Source organism: Peribacillus sp. FSL H8-0477 (genome assembly GCF_038002765.1).
Taxonomy (GTDB): Bacteria; Bacillota; Bacilli; order Bacillales; family DSM-1321; genus Peribacillus.
Map to the genome: position 1 here is coordinate 523,678 of NZ_JBBODE010000002.1, position 17,781 is coordinate 541,458.

Annotated in this window: 20 protein-coding genes; 12 read left to right on the top strand and 8 right to left on the bottom strand. The window is 38.5% G+C overall.

All coding sequences use genetic code 11. The features are described from left to right. Positions 1-109: 109 nt before the first annotated feature. The gene (locus tag MHI18_RS14230) at positions 110-559 is read right to left on the bottom strand and encodes a C40 family peptidase (RefSeq protein WP_340848276.1); all 450 of its coding nucleotides are present in this window, start codon (positions 557-559) and stop codon (positions 110-112) included. Between the two features lie 312 nt (positions 560-871). On the opposite strand from MHI18_RS14230, the gene motA reads away from it, so the two are divergent. The 3 genes from motA to MHI18_RS14245 all read left to right on the top strand — a co-directional run bounded on the left by motA (position 872) and on the right by MHI18_RS14245 (position 2,821). Continuing rightward, the gene (motA, locus tag MHI18_RS14235) at positions 872-1,663 is read left to right on the top strand and encodes a flagellar motor stator protein MotA (protein WP_340848277.1); all 792 of its coding nucleotides are present in this window, start codon (positions 872-874) and stop codon (positions 1,661-1,663) included. Beyond that, complete coding sequence (motB, locus tag MHI18_RS14240; protein ID WP_340848279.1) at positions 1,656-2,423, top strand: flagellar motor protein MotB; 768 nt, start codon at positions 1,656-1,658, stop codon at positions 2,421-2,423. Before motA ends, motB begins: the two co-directional genes overlap by 8 nt. A gap of 143 nt (positions 2,424-2,566) precedes the next feature. Then, positions 2,567-2,821, top strand: a complete 255-nt coding sequence (locus MHI18_RS14245; RefSeq protein ID WP_340848280.1) for a late competence development ComFB family protein — start codon at positions 2,567-2,569, stop codon at positions 2,819-2,821. 129 nt (positions 2,822-2,950) lie between these two features. Here MHI18_RS14245 and MHI18_RS14250 read toward each other — a convergent pair whose 3' ends face one another. After that, positions 2,951-4,132 (bottom strand): MFS transporter, encoded by a 1,182-nt coding sequence (locus MHI18_RS14250; RefSeq protein ID WP_340848282.1) that lies wholly within the window; start codon positions 4,130-4,132, stop codon positions 2,951-2,953. Positions 4,133-4,409: 277 nt separating this feature from the next. Here MHI18_RS14250 and MHI18_RS14255 point away from each other — a divergent pair, with 277 nt between their 5' ends. After that, entirely contained in the window at positions 4,410-4,928 is a 519-nt protein-coding gene (locus tag MHI18_RS14255; RefSeq protein ID WP_340848284.1) for a type 1 glutamine amidotransferase domain-containing protein, read from the top strand. Positions 4,929-5,061: 133 nt separating this feature from the next. Then, positions 5,062-5,811, top strand: coding sequence for a type I methionyl aminopeptidase (gene map, locus MHI18_RS14260; RefSeq protein WP_340848285.1), 750 nt, complete (start codon positions 5,062-5,064; stop codon positions 5,809-5,811). A 606-nt stretch (positions 5,812-6,417) separates the two neighbouring features. Here map and mobB read toward each other — a convergent pair. From mobB to MHI18_RS14275, 3 genes are all read right to left on the bottom strand, one after another. Beyond that, a complete protein-coding gene (gene mobB / locus MHI18_RS14265) occupies positions 6,418-6,942 on the bottom strand; it encodes a molybdopterin-guanine dinucleotide biosynthesis protein B (protein WP_340848287.1) in 525 nt (174 codons plus the stop codon). After that, entirely contained in the window at positions 6,936-8,201 is a 1,266-nt protein-coding gene (locus MHI18_RS14270; RefSeq protein ID WP_340848289.1) for a molybdopterin molybdotransferase MoeA, read from the bottom strand. Before MHI18_RS14270 ends, mobB begins: the two co-directional genes overlap by 7 nt. A gap of 140 nt (positions 8,202-8,341) precedes the next feature. Beyond that, entirely contained in the window at positions 8,342-8,563 is a 222-nt protein-coding gene (locus MHI18_RS14275) for a DUF1128 domain-containing protein (RefSeq protein ID WP_040373817.1), read from the bottom strand. 189 nt (positions 8,564-8,752) lie between these two features. On the opposite strand from MHI18_RS14275, the gene MHI18_RS14280 reads away from it, so the two are divergent. Together MHI18_RS14280 and MHI18_RS14285 are read left to right on the top strand one after the other, a co-directional pair. Further along, positions 8,753-9,145, top strand: a complete 393-nt coding sequence (locus MHI18_RS14280; RefSeq protein WP_340848291.1) for a YtxH domain-containing protein — start codon at positions 8,753-8,755, stop codon at positions 9,143-9,145. Positions 9,146-9,171: 26 nt separating this feature from the next. After that, positions 9,172-10,011 (top strand): YihY/virulence factor BrkB family protein, encoded by an 840-nt coding sequence (locus tag MHI18_RS14285; protein WP_340848292.1) that lies wholly within the window; start codon positions 9,172-9,174, stop codon positions 10,009-10,011. Positions 10,012-10,232: 221 nt separating this feature from the next. On the opposite strand, the gene MHI18_RS14290 is transcribed toward MHI18_RS14285, so the two are convergent. After that, positions 10,233-11,414 (bottom strand): MFS transporter, encoded by a 1,182-nt coding sequence (locus MHI18_RS14290; protein WP_340848293.1) that lies wholly within the window; start codon positions 11,412-11,414, stop codon positions 10,233-10,235. A 124-nt stretch (positions 11,415-11,538) separates the two neighbouring features. On the opposite strand from MHI18_RS14290, the gene cax reads away from it, so the two are divergent. Together cax and MHI18_RS14300 are read left to right on the top strand one after the other, a co-directional pair. After that, positions 11,539-12,603 carry a calcium/proton exchanger gene (cax, locus tag MHI18_RS14295; RefSeq protein WP_340850294.1) on the top strand — a complete coding sequence of 355 codons (1,065 nt, stop codon included), beginning with the start codon at positions 11,539-11,541 and terminating at the stop codon, positions 12,601-12,603. Between the two features lie 505 nt (positions 12,604-13,108). Further along, positions 13,109-13,921 (top strand): YfkD family protein, encoded by an 813-nt coding sequence (locus MHI18_RS14300; RefSeq protein ID WP_340848295.1) that lies wholly within the window; start codon positions 13,109-13,111, stop codon positions 13,919-13,921. Positions 13,922-13,959: 38 nt separating this feature from the next. On the opposite strand, the gene yfkAB is transcribed toward MHI18_RS14300, so the two are convergent. Beyond that, positions 13,960-15,084 carry a radical SAM/CxCxxxxC motif protein YfkAB gene (gene yfkAB / locus MHI18_RS14305; RefSeq protein WP_340848296.1) on the bottom strand — a complete coding sequence of 375 codons (1,125 nt, stop codon included), beginning with the start codon at positions 15,082-15,084 and terminating at the stop codon, positions 13,960-13,962. Between the two features lie 144 nt (positions 15,085-15,228). Between yfkAB and MHI18_RS14310 the strand changes: the two genes are divergently transcribed. Both MHI18_RS14310 and MHI18_RS14315 read left to right on the top strand, forming a co-directional pair. Next, complete coding sequence (locus MHI18_RS14310; RefSeq protein ID WP_040373823.1) at positions 15,229-15,414, top strand: SE1561 family protein; 186 nt, start codon at positions 15,229-15,231, stop codon at positions 15,412-15,414. 260 nt (positions 15,415-15,674) lie between these two features. Further along, complete coding sequence (locus tag MHI18_RS14315; RefSeq protein WP_340848297.1) at positions 15,675-17,246, top strand: fumarate hydratase; 1,572 nt, start codon at positions 15,675-15,677, stop codon at positions 17,244-17,246. A 34-nt stretch (positions 17,247-17,280) separates the two neighbouring features. On the opposite strand, the gene MHI18_RS14320 is transcribed toward MHI18_RS14315, so the two are convergent. Further along, positions 17,281-17,448 (bottom strand): hypothetical protein, encoded by a 168-nt coding sequence (locus tag MHI18_RS14320; protein ID WP_340848298.1) that lies wholly within the window; start codon positions 17,446-17,448, stop codon positions 17,281-17,283. A gap of 118 nt (positions 17,449-17,566) precedes the next feature. On the opposite strand from MHI18_RS14320, the gene MHI18_RS14325 reads away from it, so the two are divergent. Continuing rightward, entirely contained in the window at positions 17,567-17,767 is a 201-nt protein-coding gene (locus MHI18_RS14325; RefSeq protein ID WP_340848299.1) for a hypothetical protein, read from the top strand. Positions 17,768-17,781 lie beyond the last annotated feature (14 nt).

The following is a 17,781-nucleotide window of genomic DNA, read 5'->3' on the forward strand; positions in this document are numbered from 1 at the left end:
GTTATAGTATTTAAAATAATCTGTTATATATTTAGCGATAAAATTAACATCTGTTATAGTGCTTGGACTATAAAAAAAACAACCACTATATGGCTGTTATAAAATAAAACTATAATCGCTTACCGCCAATAAATTTATTCTTCCAGTAAGAACCATTTATTGAGTCGATACGGACCCCTTTGGAAGAAGAAGAGTGAATGAATTTGTTGTTTCCAACATAAATACCTGTATGACTGGCTCGTTTTTTACCATTTGAAAAGAATACAAGATCTCCTTTCTCTAAACTATTCTTTTTTATGTACTTTCCTATTAAAAACATTTGTGCTGCCGTTCTTGGAAGAGACTTTCCAGTAGCTTTTTTAATTGAATAGGATACAAATCCAGAGCAATCGAAGCCTACTGGGCTCATTCCACCCGTTTTGTATCGAACACCAATGTACTTTTTGCTTACTGATACTACTTGATCTGGTGAATAAGAAGCTTTGGCCGAGTCGAAAGGAACTAGAAAACTACCTAATATACAAAGTGATAGCACAGATGCGAATATATTCTTTTTCATGTGTTTCCCCCTGGTTTTTAGTAATCTCTATATTTCTCTCTTTTAGTAGTTTTACTATATCAAAAATAGGTATAAAGTATGGTTACAGTATAGTTAAGTAATATTACAAAATTTACTCATTTTGACATTTTTGTCATTGAAACGACATAATATTCAGAAAAATAGAGAAACCTTACTAGAATCCCTAGTAGGGCTCTTTCTATTTTAAAAATTGATTTCTACAAAAAATCCAGAATCCATTCACTTTTTTTAACTAGTTACCGATATAAAGAAAAGTGAATGCAGAACACTTTATATGATTGGGTGTGTATTATGGATAAAACATCATTTATCGGAATTTTACTTGGAATTATTGCTGTTGGTGTTGGTATGGTGTTAAAAGGGGTAAGTTTATCGGCATTAATCAATCCTGCAGCTATTCTTATCATTTTCGTTGGGACGGCTGCTGCTGTTACTACAGCTTTTCCAATGTCAGAACTAAAAAAAGTACCTGTGTTGTTCAAGATTCTATTTACTGAACAGCGTTTAACAAAGCCAGAAGAACTTATCCGAACATTTTCAGAATGGGCAGTCATTGCTAGAAAAGAAGGACTATTAGCGTTGGAAGTCATTTCTGAGGATATAGAAAATCAATTCTTAAAAAATGGGTTAAATTTAGCGGTAGAAGGACAAAGTGCCGATTATATTCGTGATATTTTATCAGAAGAAATTGATGCTATGGAAGAGAGACATCTTGGCGGTGCAGCTATATTCAGTCAAGCAGGTACATATGCTCCAACGCTAGGTGTGCTTGGAGCAGTACTCGGTCTGATTGCTGCACTAGGCAACATGGATAATACAGAGGAATTAGGTCATGCAATATCGGCAGCTTTTGTTGCGACTATGCTTGGGATTTATACTGGTTATGTACTTTGGCATCCGTTCGCTAATAAGTTAAAAAGAAAATCAAAAGAAGAGGTACGAATTAAAGAAATGATGATTGAAGGGATCCTTTCTATTATTGAAGGAGAAGCTCCCCGAACGATTGAACAAAAACTAACGTCTTATTTGCCTGCTAATGAACGGAAAAAATGGCTGGAAGGCGAAGTGAAGGGAAATGGCTAGGAGGAAAAAGAAGGTACGTCATGAAGAACATATGGATGAGTCTTGGCTGGTTCCATATGCAGATATTTTGACTTTACTACTGGCTCTTTTTATAGTGCTTTTTGCTTCTAGTTCGGTTGACGCCAATAAATTTCAACAACTTTCGAGTGTATTTAATCAAATTTTCACGAGTGGTTCTGGTGTCCTAAATTATCCTAGTCCTGTTCAGGATGTCACTCCATCTACAACAGATGAGAATGAAAAGTCTTCCGGAAAAGAAGATGATCCGGAAGCCCTTTGGATGGTTGAGAAAAAAGAACTAAAAGAAATACAAGATAAAGTAAACCAGTTTATTGAAAAAAATGATTTGGCTAAAAAGCTAGATACATCTTTAACGGATGAAGGACTACTGCTTACAATACGAGATAATGTCCTTTTTGAATCTGGTAGTGCGGTCATCCGACAAAAAGATGTGAACATATCGAATGATATTGCGGAATTATTGATTATGAATCCACCACGCAGCATTGTCATCAGTGGACATACAGATAATGTGCCAATTAAAACCTATCAATATGAGTCTAATTGGGACTTAAGCGTTATGAGGGCTGTGAATTTCATGAAGATTCTTCTTGAAAATGAAAGTCTAAATCCTCAATGGTTTAGTGCAAAAGGGTACGGTGAATTCAGTCCTATTGCATCTAACCAAACGGCAAAGGGACAGGCTAAAAATAGAAGGGTCGAAATTTTAATTATGCCGAGGACAGCTCTTAACCAGTAAGAAATTGTTTCTAAACAAGACGTTAGCTTAAGGCATGTTAAGCTAACGTCTTTATGTGATTGTAAAACGTATATGAGAATAGAAAGCCATGCGAACTCAAACAGCGGATGTGGATAAAAGTGGATAGAGAATATGTAAATGTAATGGAGGAAATTGTGATTACTCTTGTAACGTTTATGATGACGGGACCTGATTATCAGACGTTTTGTAAATGTGGGAAATGCAAGAGTGATATTATTGTGCTCAGTCTTAACAATCTTCCGAACCATTATGCAACAACAGAGACTGGTAGGAAAATTGTATTTGATCGTTTAAATACGGTGGAAAATCGGGCGTGGATTAACAAAAGGATTATTAGCGCAATCCATGTTGTAGGAAAATATCCTAAGCATGACTAACTATAACGTACCTGTCGAGTTTCTCGACCGGTTTTTTCATTCGTTACCCATAAATAAAAAAGATGGCTGCAACCTCTCAAGTAGGTGGCAGTCATCTTTTTTGACGTGCTGGGTTTTAGATTACTAAATTTATGTTCTTGCCTTGCGCTGACTAGAATATCTTCCATGCAAAAAATAGTAGAGCGGAAGAGTAAGAAACACGAGGATACCGCAATAAAGATACAGTTTGGCATAACCGACCGATGCTGCGAATAAGCCCATTGTAAAAGAGCCTAGGGCAAATCCTCCATCGAAAAGGGTGAAGAAGGTGGCTGTGGCTGCACCGCGTCTGTGAGGGGCAGCTTGATTAATTGCAACGGTTTGGAAGCTGGGTGTCAAGCTTCCGTAACCAAGGCCAATAATTGCGCCTGATACTAATAACAATCCAGCTGATTGTACCTGGCTAAGTAGAATCAAGCCTATTGCAAAAATGATCATACCTGGATAGATAATAACATTTTCACCTTTCATATCAAACCACCGGCCAGTAAAGGGACGGGCGGCAATCATTGTTACAGCGTATACAACAAAGAAAAAACTAGCAGCTTCTACGAGACCGAGCTGTTTAGCATAAACAGAAATAAAAGCCATTAGTCCTGCATAGGAAAATGAAAGAATTCCTGCAATGGCAGCAATACGAAGTGTAGATACTTCAAAAAGTGATTTGAATGACATTTTTTCTTTAATTTTCACGGGTCCTTTTACCTGATCTGGGAACTTTGCAAAGAAACCAAGAATGAGGGCAAGGAACGCGGCTATTCCACAAATGATAAATAAAATGGTGAAAGTCGTTTTAGTGGCAATCATAATTCCCATAAAGGGTCCAGCTACCATAGCTAGATTCATGGACATTGAGTAATATCCCATTCCCTCGCCACGACGTTCATCTGGGATCAAATCGGCTACAATCGTCCCTAAAACTGTTGTGGCCATACCAAAGCCGATACCATGGATGAAACGCAATAGTAAAAGCAGAGGAAAACTTTTTATCCCCATATAAAATACAGCAGATAATAAAAAGATAATGAGCGAAAAATAGAGCATTTTTTTTCTTCCAAAGTCTTCAATCCATTTTCCAGTAAACGGTCTGCAGATTACAGCAGAGATTAAGAAGACAGTAACAACAAGTCCAATTTGTGCTTCAGAACCTTCTAAATGATCAACAACAAAAATGGGAAGGGTTGTTAGAAGGACGTAAAATGTGAAAAAAATAAAAAAACTGCTTAGTGAGACGCTGATGAAATCTTTCGTCCAAAGCGGTTTCTTTTGCATATATATCATCTCCAAATCTTGTCTAGCGAAAAGTACTACTCCTGTCTGAATAAAATTCATCGCCGATTAATATCTTTAATTAAAATAATTGTTGTACTAACTATATATGATAATAAGCGATTTGAAAAGATTTTATTGAATTTCCTTTACTTAGTTATTTATTAATTAGTTCACTAGATTAAGTAATGCACATCAATATAAAATGTTTAAAGCTATCATAACCGGGAAAAATAGAAGTAAGAGAGACAATAATTTTTAAGAAGGAGAGGATGCAGATATGAGTAAAAAAATTGCTTGTGTAATAACCAATGACTTTGAGGATTCAGAATATACAGAGCCTGTAAAAGCATATAAAGAAGCAGGACATACGGTGATAACCATTGAGAAAGAAGCCGGAAAAACAGTAGTAGGTAAAACAGATAAAACAGAAGTGAAAATTGATAAATCTATTGATTCAGTGAACCCAGCTGACTTCGATGCATTACTAATTCCTGGAGGATTTTCTCCTGATCAACTTCGTGCAGATGATCGATTTGTTGCTTTTACAAAAGCATTTATGGATGAAAAGAAACCCGTTTTTGCTATCTGTCATGGTCCACAGCTGTTGATTACAGCAAAAGTGCTTGAGGGCCGGGATGCAACAGGATTTACATCGATTAAAGTGGATTTAGAAAATGCGGGAGTCAAGTTTGCGGATAAGGAAGTGGTTGTTTGCGGGAACCAACTCGTTACCAGCCGAACTCCGGATGATCTGCCGGCCTTTAATCGTGAATCATTAAAACTTCTTGAAGTATAAAAAAATAGAAAAAACCCGGAATTCCGGGTTTTTTTTGCGTTTAAGGGATGAAGGATTAATTTAAACGGATATTCATATCTACTCATTTTTAAAGTAAAATAGAGATAGTTCATTGAAAAAGGAAGTGTCAGGTGTGATTGTATTAAAATCAGAACGTGAAATCGAAGCTATGCATGAATCGGGCAAGCTGCTAGCTGCAACACATAAAGAAATAGCGAAGTTAATTCAACCTGGTGTAACTACTTGGGAAATAGAAGAATTTGTTGAAGCGTATTTGAAAAAACACGGTGCAAAACCGGAACAAAAGGGATATAAAGGTTATAAATATGCAACGTGTGCAAGTATAAATGAAGAAATTTGTCATGGGTATCCAAGGAAAACACCTTTGAAAAATGGAGACATTGTAACCATTGATATGGTAGTTAACTATAATGGTGCTCTTTCAGATTCTGCTTGGACGTATAAGGCAGGCACTGTTTCAAAAGAAATCGATCATTTATTGCATGTAACGAAGGAATCGTTGTATAAAGCAATCGCTCAGGCTGTTCCAGGGAATCGGATTGGCGATATTGGCCATGCCATTCAATCCTATGTAGAGCCTGAAGGTTTCTCGGTTGTTCGTGATTTTATTGGTCACGGAATAGGAACAGTAATTCATGAAAGTCCTGAAGTTCCACATTACGGACTGCCGAATAAAGGTCTCCGCCTAAAAGAAGGAATGGTCTTTACTATTGAACCGATGGTAAATGTCGGAACCTATAAAGCAATACGAAACCCAAATGGCTGGACAGCTTCAACTGCAGACGGAGGGTACTCTGCGCAATATGAGCATACTATTGCCATTATGAAAGATGGGCCGCTTATTTTAACCGAGCAGGAATAAAGTGCAGACTATAATAAAAAGATCATTCTGTCATCAGAATGATCCAGTTTGTCGACAAAAGAGGTCAGGAATGTTTCATTCCGGACCTCTTTGAGTTATGAACACTTTTCATGGAGGTTTTCTGGCTTATAAAGACTGTTCATGGCATCTTTCTAGGCCGGCATACTTCCCAATACAGATCATCCTTGACCAGATCATAAATGAAAGAAAAATCCAGGGCTTCTTCCATTTTGCGGACCAAATGGTACGTTGATTTCCATTCCAGGCGTTTCGCTTTCCGCGGGCAGGCGGTGAGCCTCCTCATCGCTTACGCTCTTGCGGGGTCTCACCTGTCCTGCTATTCCCGCAGGAGTCTTCACGCCTTTCACTGCAATCAACTGCCTTTCTAAATGCAATCTCAAAAGTCAAATCCGTTCTATTTTAAAATAAACTTGATAAGGATCCTTTTGAAAACCCATTTAATTCAACGTGGTCAGCTTGAAATGGTCGCATTAGACCAGCTTGTTCACCTCATTTTAGAAGATAAAAAACTGTAGACAAGACTCGATTTTCACCTGAGTTTGTCTACAGTCTGGATCATTCTCTCATCAGAATGATCTTTTTTAGTTACTGAAAATATTCTGTTAGGAACCAATCGAAGAAATCTGTTTCCCCGAGCTGGAATACCAAGATGGGTTTTGAAACGAGATCGGCCGCTTTCTGATAGCAATCTGGCCAAGCGATAACTGCTTGAATATTATCTAGTTCTTTTAACAGTCTAAAGTCGCTTTCCTCTTTGATAACTACAGCCTTTGGGTAGATTTCACGTTTATAGCCTTCAACCAATATGACATGCGGCTCAAAAAAACGCAGTACCCCAAGCAGGGCGGGTACAGAGGGAGGTTCATTTTTACTCATTCGTGATAATAACTGAATGGTTCCAGCACCCTCCACCATTGAAGCAGTTGCACCTGCTGAAAAGTGTTGTTCAGAATCATTTTCGCCAATATCGGGTATCCCGCCATGACCATGATGTTTTAAGACTGCCACTTCAATTTGTTGATTGGTCAGTACATGAATCATGTTTTTAATGAGTGTGGTTTTCCCACTATTTTTAAATCCAACAATTTGAAAAACAATGGTATCTACCACGGCCAACTACTTCCTGTCTGGTCATCAAGTAATAAGGTTTCTACCATGTCACCTTTTTGGAAACCGCGGGTCCCGCCTGGGAGAATCGTTAAACAATCTGCCCCAGCCAGGCTCATAATAATATTCGATTTGTCTACCCCGCTCGGTACTACTTCGAGCCTGCCATCTTGATAAGTTAAGGTAGTGCGGACAAAGCGGTGGAAAGGGTTGGCTTTTGGTAAATCTGTTCCTAAGTAAGCTTGTACTTTACGTAGATGGGGTGTATCACAGAAAGAAAGAGAGCGGACAATCGGCCTGACAAATAATTCAAAGCCAACATAACAGGCAGATGGATTTCCGGAAAGTCCGAATAATAATTTATTCCCAAGTGCAGCTACCGTGGTGACACTCCCTGGCCGCATGGCTACTTTGTTGAAGAGAACTTCTGCTCCTAATTTTTGATAAATGTCGGGAAGGAAGTCATAATCTCCTACCGACACACCACCTGTAGTAATTAGAATGTCAACCTGATCAATCGCAACTGAAATGGCACGGTAACTCGTTTCAAGTTCATCTGCCAATTGGCCAAAGTATACAACTTCACCGCCGGCTCTAGAAATCTGAGCAGCAATCATATGGGCATTACTATTGCGGATTTTCCCAGCTTGAAGCGGTTCATGTACTTCTAATAATTCAGAACCAGTTGCATAAAGTCCAATTAACGGTTTTTTTGCCACAGGAACTTCCGCATAACCGAATGTGGCCAATACACCTTTCATTCCTGGGTTAATCTGACTTCCTTTTTTGACAATTACGTCGCCTGTCTTAGCATCTTCACCTTGAAAAGAAACATTCTCACCTTTTTTTATGGATCGTTTAAAAGAAATATATTTCTTCCCAGCTTTCTCATAGCCTTTTGTAAGTTCAAGCATAATCACACAATCACATTCTTCGGGCATTTGGGTACCTGTCATAATTCGTACAGCTTGGTTTTTTTGCACAGTTTTCGAAGAAACCATTCCTGCTCCAAGTTCTTCAATTACTTCAAATTCTAGTGGATTTGTAAGCGAACCAAATGTGGTATCTTCAGATCGAAGAGCAAATCCATCATAGGGGGAACGATTGAAATGAGGTACATCATGAGTGGCGACAATATCCTCAGCTAAAAAACGCCCCTGACATTCTGCTATGGTGACATACTCTTTTTCTCCGATTCCTTTTTTATCAATGATTTTAGTAACAGCTTCTGCTACGCTGATTGGAATTCTGCGTTCGAGCATTATTTTCACTCCTATTTTTTTCTATGTCCTGATTTATGGTACAACTATAACAAAATAATGAGAGCGATGGTATATTCCAAGGCTCTCGAAAGATACTACAAAAAAACCGTTCCGGTTATACGGGACGGTTTAAGTTAAAGTTATTTTCTTAATCGGCCAAGCTCTTCCGCAATGGCTTCCATCTCTCTTGGGCTGAAATTACCTTTTCTCATGACCATTTCATAAATGTCACGAAGTTCTTCGTACATTTCAGAATTGAAATTGGTGGATTTAATCGCACCGAAATTCATGAATTTTAGCTTTGTTTTAATTTCATCCACCATGTATTCGATGGTTTCGGGTGTGTTAGTAGACAAATCCATTATTCTTCTTCCTTTCGCATCAAGGGTTCAATAATGTCCATTTTTTCATGATTAGTTGAAGAAGTCAATGAAAACAAATGGTTCATTTAGCCTTTTAGTCAATGATAATATAAAATAAATGTGGACAGATGCGATATACTTAAAGAATAAATTTCTAAAAATGGATATATAGTAAAGGAGGACAAAGTGATGAATCAACATTTCAATGAGAATAAAAAGAACAGTCAATTTACGAAAGCAGTATTACTAGGTGCGCTGGCAGGTGCGGTAATAAGTTTATTTGATAAGGATACAAGAAGCTCAGTGGCAGTCAATGGTAGATCCTTTGCTTCGGGAGTCAAAAACTTTTTATTACATCCAGATGGTGTACTGAATCAGGTGAAAGAAGCAACCGGAACAATGAGGAGTACAGTTGAGAAAATATCAGATGATGTTGCTTTCATTGCGGACAAAGTGGATGAGTTTAAAGAGGTGCCTTCTCAATTAGTCAAGATGGTAATCGATACGAAGGAATCGTTTGAACAAGATAAAGGTAGCTATACGTCGTCGACAGACATTCCACAAAAAGAAACAACGCTATAAAATAACGGGCAGAAATCAGGTGAGATATGTCCAGTAATTTTGACTGGGTGCATGAATCCTTTTTAGTTAAACTGATGAAGCGGATACATGGAGATGACGCAGTGGGGATGGCCTCCCAATTGGCTTATTTTTTCTTATTGTCTTTATTTCCTTTGCTGATTTTTCTGGTTACTCTCTTACCTTACCTGCCAATTTCACAAAACGATATCCTTAACGCGATTGGCAGTTTTGCTCCGCCCGAATCAATGAAATTAATTGAAGATAATTTAACAGAGATTATGAAAGGAAGCAGACCACTGCTCTCCTTAGGAATCTTAGGAACCATATGGTCAGCTTCAAATGGGTTAAACGCTATTATTAAAGCTTTTAATAGAGCCTATGATGTACCTGAGACGAGAAATTATATCGTGGCGAGATTCGTTTCGATTTTGCTGACACTGGCTATGTTATTTGTTTTTGTTATTGCCCTCATGCTTCCCGTTTTTGGAAAACAAATTGGTCTCTTTCTCTTTGATGCATTAGGGATGAGCAGTGAATTCTTGTCCGTATGGTTTGCGTTAAGGTGGGTCATAACCCTTCTTATTGTGTTGTTAGTCTTTACGGTTCTTTACTGGATTGCTCCTAATAAACGACTGAAATGTTTGACTGTCCTTCCTGGTGCTGTGTTTGCAACTTTCGGGTTAGGCATCGTTTCCTGGGGGTTTTCGTTTTATGTAGAACACTACGGTAATTATGCAAATACCTATGGAAGTCTTGGCGGAATAATTGTCTTAATGATTTGGTTTTATTTATCCGGGATAATTATTATTATCGGCGGTGAATTAAATGCCATGAGAAGTGAAAGGAATAATCCAAAATGTGAGTAGTCAACCATTGATTTCTGTGTTGAGTTTCCTTATGAAAAGCCATACTAAGAGGAGTTCAACTAGGGGGTTAAAAAAATGGCGAAAAGCAGCACAAAGAAAAAGGGAAAGAAGCACTCTAAGAATAAGACAAGTGGATCAGCTAATGGGAAAAATGCATACCATTAAAGGTTTTCAAAGGCTGTCGAGATATTTCTCGTCAGCCTTTACTCTACATATAGTTTCTATCTGGTATTACTAATGCTGTACTCCTCTGTACCTTTTTCTTTAAATAATCCTAATGAAATAAAAATAATTAGCAGCATGGAACTCATGACGAAGAAAAATCCTCCTTCTAAAAATTGAATGATGATACCGCCAATGAAAGGTCCTGTTATACTTCCTAAACTGAAAAAAATACCGCACAAAAGATTTCCAGTTGGTAATAGGTTTGATGGAAGTAAATCGGCCATATAACTGATTCCTAAAGAAAAAGTAGATCCAACCATGATGCCAGCAGCAAAAAAACAAGTAAATAACCCTGCAGTAGATTGATCAACGAAGCCTGCGATAGTGAAAATTAAAAAACCAGTGAACATAATAATCATCAAAATCTTATGCCGCCCATATTTGTCGCTTAGCATACCAAGTGGTATTTGCGAAATGATACTACCGGCAGCAAATGCTGGAATAATAATAGAGACACTTGAAAGGTCAAGTCCAGAACGTAAAGCGTAGACAGGAAAACTGCCGTTAAGTGTAGCCTCAAGAAAACCATAACTAAATGGGGGAAGAAAGGCTACCCATGCGTATCGGCTGACTTTAGTGAAACGTTTAAGTGTACCGAAAAATGAGGATGTTTCAATATCATGGTCTTGATCAGGAAAGGCGTTTTTTAAGAAAAAGACGCTCGTCCAGACTAAAAGGCTCATAAAGCTGGAGATAATAAACGGCAGTGCTTCACTTATCTCCAGAAGTTTAGCCATTAAAGGTCCGACAGCAAAGCCTATGCTAAAGGAAAGACCATAAATAGCGATATTCCGCCCACGTCTTTGTAAAGGTGAAATCGCTGTAATCCAAGTCTGCGTAGCAAAGTGGAGCGTGTGATCACCAATTCCGATCAAGAGACGAAGAACAAACCAAAACCAAAAGGATTGCCAGATAGGAAACAATCCAAGAGAAAGAATGACAGTAAGTCCTCCCGCAACAATTAACGGTTTGTAACCAAATTTCCTAAGCGGACCTTCCATCAAAGGTGAAATGAGTAAAATCCCTATATATAGTCCTGTTGCATGCAGCCCATTTAAAGAAGAACTAACACCATTATTTTCAAATATGATTGCTATTACGGGCAAAAGCATTCCTTGAGAAAATCCTGAGATTCCAACGAGTCCGATTAAAATACTAATTAATAATTTTTGATTCATCCCCAAGTTCTCCTTGATATGTATAATTTTTTACGTATTAAGTGGATTATACAATAGTGAAAAGGGAATATAGTAAAAATACATAAAAGTAATGTGTAAAATTTGTAAAATGGAGATTGAAGCGATGATTAATAAATTGTTTTTAATTCTTGTAGGTGTAGGGGTACCATTATCAGTTGCAGGTGCATTGCTGCAGTGGCCGAGTGTGTTAATGTTCGTCATTTATTGCTTAACTATAATCGCTCTTGCCAGTTTTATGGGGAGAGCCACAGAAAGTTTGGCTATTGTGTTAGGCCCAAGAATTGGAGGATTACTTAACGCAACATTTGGTAATGCGGTTGAATTAATTATTTCTATTTACTCGTTAAAAGCAGGATTAGTCGGTGTAGTGTTAGCATCGCTGACAGGTTCCGTTTTAGGAAACTTATTATTAGTTGCAGGTTTGTCTTTTTTTATCGGTGGAACAAAATACAAAAGACAAACGTTCAATGTCTATGATGCCAGGCACAATGCTGGCCTATTGATTTTTGCTATAGTTGTGGCTTTTGTGATTCCTGAGGTTTTTTCGGTTAATATGAACGAACAAGAGACGATGTCGTTAAGCATAGGAATCTCTGTGGTATTAATCTTACTTTACTTAGCTGCCTTATTCTTTAAACTGGTTACTCATCGTGGGGTGTATCAGCCAACTGAACGTGTGCGTGAACCCGATCATGAAGAAGAGGTACCAGAATGGAGCAAGAAGACAGCGATACTAGTATTGGCAGCTGCGACTGTAGCAGTGGCGTATGTATCTGAACATTTAGTTCATACCTTTAGCGAGGTTGGAGAAAGTTTTGGCTGGTCTGAGCTGTTTATCGGGGTAATCATTGTTGCGATTGTCGGAAACGCAGCAGAGCATGCCTCAGCTTTAGTCATGGCATATAAAAACAAGATGGATATTACGGTAGAGATAGCAGTAGGATCGACCTTGCAAATTGCAATGTTTGTTGCACCAGTACTTGTGCTCATTTCCTTGTTGTTTTCCACATCCATGCCGCTTGTTTTTACACTTCCAGAGCTAATAGCTATGGTCACTGCGGTGTTACTAATGATTAGTATTTCTAACGATGGAGAAACAAACTGGTTTGAAGGTCTTACACTGCTTGCAGCTTATGTCATTATGGGAATTGGTTTTTATTTACTTTAGGGTTCATCACCAGCCTGTGCATGCAGGCTGGTTTTTTTAATAAAAGAACAAAAATGGCTCTTGCTGTATGAAAACCTACAGTAAGAGCCATTTTATATTAGTAATACGAGCATTTAATTATCCAAAATGAACATTATTCTTGTACATGATTATTAACTTTATGGTTAGCAGCTTATCGTACTAATACGTACCAAAAATACATGCAATGAACAAGTTATTCTAGAATGTCACCATCCTTTTATTTAAGTATCACCAGCGAATTTCGTTAGTATAAGTAAGCATCGGTAGCAGGGAATTGTCTCTATAAGCATTCCTCCTAGACTTAGATGTGTTACGAACGAGCTTCGCCTCCTTCATATTAAGGTAAAGTCAGTATATAACATATATAAAGTTTTGTAAATATTCAGTTAATAAAAAAGTTAAAATTTTTATCTAACGTGCATAAGATGGACGGACTTGGCAGAAGCTAAAAACAAAATTGACTACTCTTTAAAGGGAGTGCCACATGAAACGATTTATATGTTTAGCTGCTATGTTGATATTGCTGCTGATTGGACAACAGACCTTTGCAGAAACTGCACCTTCAAACAAAGCTCCTGAGGCGAGTAAGACAAAGATTCCGTCTTCTGTCTTAAATATTGCTAAGGAAAATACATACCCAAATCCGACTCAGGATTTGCCGTATCTCATGCCCAGCAAGTTTGCAAAGTCATTAATAAAAACAACTGATATTAAGATTGAAAACCCAGAACTCATTCATATGCTGAATGAAACGGCGATATCAAAAGCTCCGTTGGTTATTGGATACAGGGCTACCATCTATTTAGGTCACTGGGCTTTAAATTACCAATCAACGGAAACGTCTCCTAATTGGGAGTACCAGCAAGTGAATACCAATTTTTTTGACAATCGCGGCACAGATACCATCTATCCACTTCATTATAATCAACAAGCTCAAAAAGTAATTCGTGGTGGACTGACTGCAAAAATACCTGCTACTGCAGATGTACAAAAAATGATGCTGCTTAAAGCATCTGAAAAAACCAATTTGCCTCTTTCCTTTGAGACAATTATTGGAGGCGGTACAAAAAAAGACCAGACATATAATGTTCCTTCGCAGCGTCTAGGCTACCTAAATGCTTACGTGCCTGCAATCAATGAGAAGGGGAAGGTCACATATGGCGAGGTATATCTAATCCTAAAAGGGAATACACGAACAATTGACATTAAAAACATCACTTCCCAAGGAATAGGTGCTTGGATTCCAATTCAAGATCATCTAACTTTTAGTTTTACCGCTGCCCAGCAGCCACGCTAACCTACTAAAAAACAGGACCTAAGCAGGCCCTGTTTTTGTTAGATGTTTGATTTGTTTTCTAAAAAGTTTATCTCCGGATAATAAGCATTTTTAACGAGTACATTTGGTCCTAGACATTTAACGGCGGGACAATGGCAACTCAGTGATTTTGCAAGTTTTGACTTCATCCACGTTTCATACGACTCCGTCAGCGGTTGATTGATTATATTCCCAAGCCCTGGTGCATCTCCAAAGTCGGTCACAATTACATCACCAGTGAAAATATTAACATTCAAACGAGAGCGGCCATCGGGATCATTTCGAACAGTGACGTTCTTGCTGTCATATAGTCTTTGAAGCAGCCTAAGGTCTTCCGGATCGTTGCTGCACGGGTATAACGGAAGTGTGCCAAATAACATCCACGTATTTTCATCACGAATATCAAGTAAATGATGAATCGCTTCCCGCATTTCAGGTAATGGAAGTGTTTCTAAAGCCGAAGCAAAATCACTTGGATACATTGGATGCACTTCATGTCGCTGACAACCCATTTCCTCAACAATTTGTTTATGGATATGTTCAAGATAAGGAAGCGTTGATTTATTGAGCATAGTTTCTGCAGAGACAAGTACTCCCGCTTCGGTCAAAGCGCGTGAATTGGTAATCATTTTATCGAATAGTTTTGCTCGTTGTTCTCGCGTAGGCTTCCGGTCCATCATGGCGAACCCAACATCAATAAATTCATCGAGCGTTCCCCAGTTATGCGAAATATGTAAAACATCTAGATAGGGAATAATTTCTTCATAACGTTCAAGATCCAAAGTCAGATTTGAATTGATTTGTGTCCGTACACCTCTTTCATGGGCATACTTCAGAAGGGGGACAACATAATTTTTTACACTTTTTCTGGAAAGCATCGGTTCACCGCCGGTTATGCTGAGCGAACGTAAGGAAGGAATTTCTTCAAGACGTTGAAGAAGCAATTCTATTGGCAGCGCATTTGGATCCTTAGGCTGCAGCGTATATCCTACAGCACAATGCTCACAGCGCATATTGCATAGCGTAGTCGTTGTAAACTCAATATTAGTCAATGTCATCTTGCCGTATTGTTCTATATCCATATAGGCTTCCCATGGATCATGTAACGGGGTGATTTTAAGTGGTTGATTTTTCAATAGTGTCATTGTATGGTTTCTCCTTACATAAGATGGCACTACTCATTATGGACTACCGAGAAATAATGTCAATGTGAAATCATACGTGTAAGAGGTATTGAACTTTTTCCTTTTGTTCGGTACGATAGAAGAACAATGAAAGGAGAGTGCCCCATGGGAAAATCCATCTATAAAAAAGACGACCAACTGAGCTATTTAAAAGAGCGCCTGGCGATGTTCCTGGAGGTTCTTGAAAATATTGATCCTGAAACTACAGAACTTGATGATATCGATCGTCTAATTACGATCATTGATGAACTAGAAACAAAAATAGAGCAATTTAAAAAACGCAGTGAATAAATTAAATATATGTATTGCCAGTTAAAACATGAGAAAACAGCTTCGTGTCACCATTTGGGTGACGCGGGGCTTTTTTTTATAAAACGTTTTTGCCTCTCTTCTCTTTTACCATTTCTTAAATAACCCTCAATTCATAATTTTGTCTTCTTTTCGAAATAGTATGTTAGTTGTATAATAAAACGGGTATGCCAAGTAAGCGCATTCGTAATCGCAGGTAGATTATCCGTTTTGCAAAGATAATTTTTAGGGGGAAGAGCAGGATGAATATTGAGAAATTTCAAGAAAGCATGTATAGCTTAATCGTTGAAACTTCAACAAATCTTCCAAAAGATGTGCGCAGAGCAATTAAAGCGGCAAAAGCACGTGAAAGTTCGGGAACTCGTTCCGCAATGAGTTTAGCGACAATTACTAAGAATATTACAATGGCAGATGACAATGTTTCTCCAATTTGTCAGGATACAGGACTGCCGACCTTTAAAATTAAGACTCCGGTTGGTGTTAATCAGCTGGAAATAAAACAAGCAATAAAAAATGCACTTATTTTAGCAACGAAGGCTGGAAAGCTGCGCCCGAATGCTGTTGATTCATTAACTGGAGAAAACAGCGGTGATAATTTAGGACTTGGCTTACCGGTGATGAAGTTTGAGCAATGGGAAAAAGATTATATAGATGTCCGTCTTATTTTAAAAGGCGGCGGCTGTGAAAATAAAAATATCCAATACAGTCTACCTTGTGAATTAGAAGGACTAGGACGTGCTGGCCGTGATTTAGATGGGATTCGTAAATGTATCCTCCATTCTGTTTATCAGGCGCAGGGCCAGGGCTGTAGTGCTGGGTTTATTGGAGTAGGAATTGGCGGAGACCGATCGGCTGGTTATGATCTTGCTAAACAGCAGCTTTTCAGAAACTCAGAAGATGTAAACCCACACGAAGATCTACGGAAATTAGAAGAATACATAGTTGAGAAAGCAAATGAATTAGGCATTGGCACGATGGGCTTTGGTGGGGAAACTACGCTGCTAGGTTGTAAAATAGGCATTATGCATCGTATCCCAGCTAGTTTCTTTGTATCTGTAGCGTATAATTGCTGGGCTTTCCGTCGGTTGGGCGTAGAAGTTCATGCAGAAACAGGAGCTATTAATGAATGGCTTTATCAAGAAGGGGAAACGATTGATTTTGCTGCTGAGAAAGAACTTGAAAGTGCGGGCCTTGAAATGGCTGCAACATCTGAAAAGCCTGCTGATACAGGCCGCGAAATTGTCCTTCAAGCGCCTATTACAGAAGAGAAAATCCGTGAATTAAAGGTTGGCGATGTGGTGCATATTAGCGGTCGTATGTACACGGGGCGTGATGCCATCCATAAATATCTATCTACAAATGATTCTCCCGTTGATTTAGACGGACAAATCATTTATCACTGCGGTCCGGTTATGCTTAAGGATAATGAAGGCAAGTGGCATGTTAAAGCTGCTGGTCCGACAACGAGTATTCGTGAAGAACCATATCAAGGAGATATTATGAAGCGTTTCGGAATTCGGGCTGTTATTGGTAAAGGCGGTATGGGACCGAAAACCCTTGCCGCTTTAGAAGAACATGGCGGTGTGTATCTAAACGCAATAGGCGGTGCTGCTCAGTACTATGCAGACTGTATCAAATCAGTTGAGGGTGTTGATCTCATGCAATTTGGTATCCCGGAAGCGATGTGGCATTTAAATGTAGAAGGTTTTACTGCAGTTGTTACCATGGATTCTCATGGAAATAGTTTACATCGGGATGTCGATCAGTCATCACTTGAAAAGCTGTCTAAATTTAAAGAACCTGTCTTTAGTTAAATGAAAGAAGCGCCATGGTTTGGCGCTTCTTTTTTTACTCTTCTTTTTTCTCCTCCACTTCCTTACTTTCAATAATGGGAAATGGATCGATTCGTGATGAATCACTGCGATCGAGTCCAGATCTTAAGGCAAAGAAAAAAACACACCCAAGTAAACCGAGACATATAATAAATCCAATCGTAACAATCAAAAAGTGCGCCATTAGAATCCCCCCTATATAGAGGTATATGCAGAAAATCTGCTTTATTTCTAGAGTTTTTACTTTTATTGACGCGCAGAAACTAAATGCAACATATAGTGAAGAGAAAGGAGGGATACCTATGGATTCGCTTACAGTAGTTTTCTTTGCAGCTATGTTAGCCGGATTTGCCTTAATCAAGCTTGCTTTAGCTGGAACCATTTTTGCCAGCATAGAGGTTGTATTGACCACACTTGGTGTCGTTGTGGTAATTGTGTTTGCATTTGTCCTTATTTGGCGGGGTATTAGAGCGTTAATAAATAGAACTCATACTCATTTATAAAATGGGTAATCTTT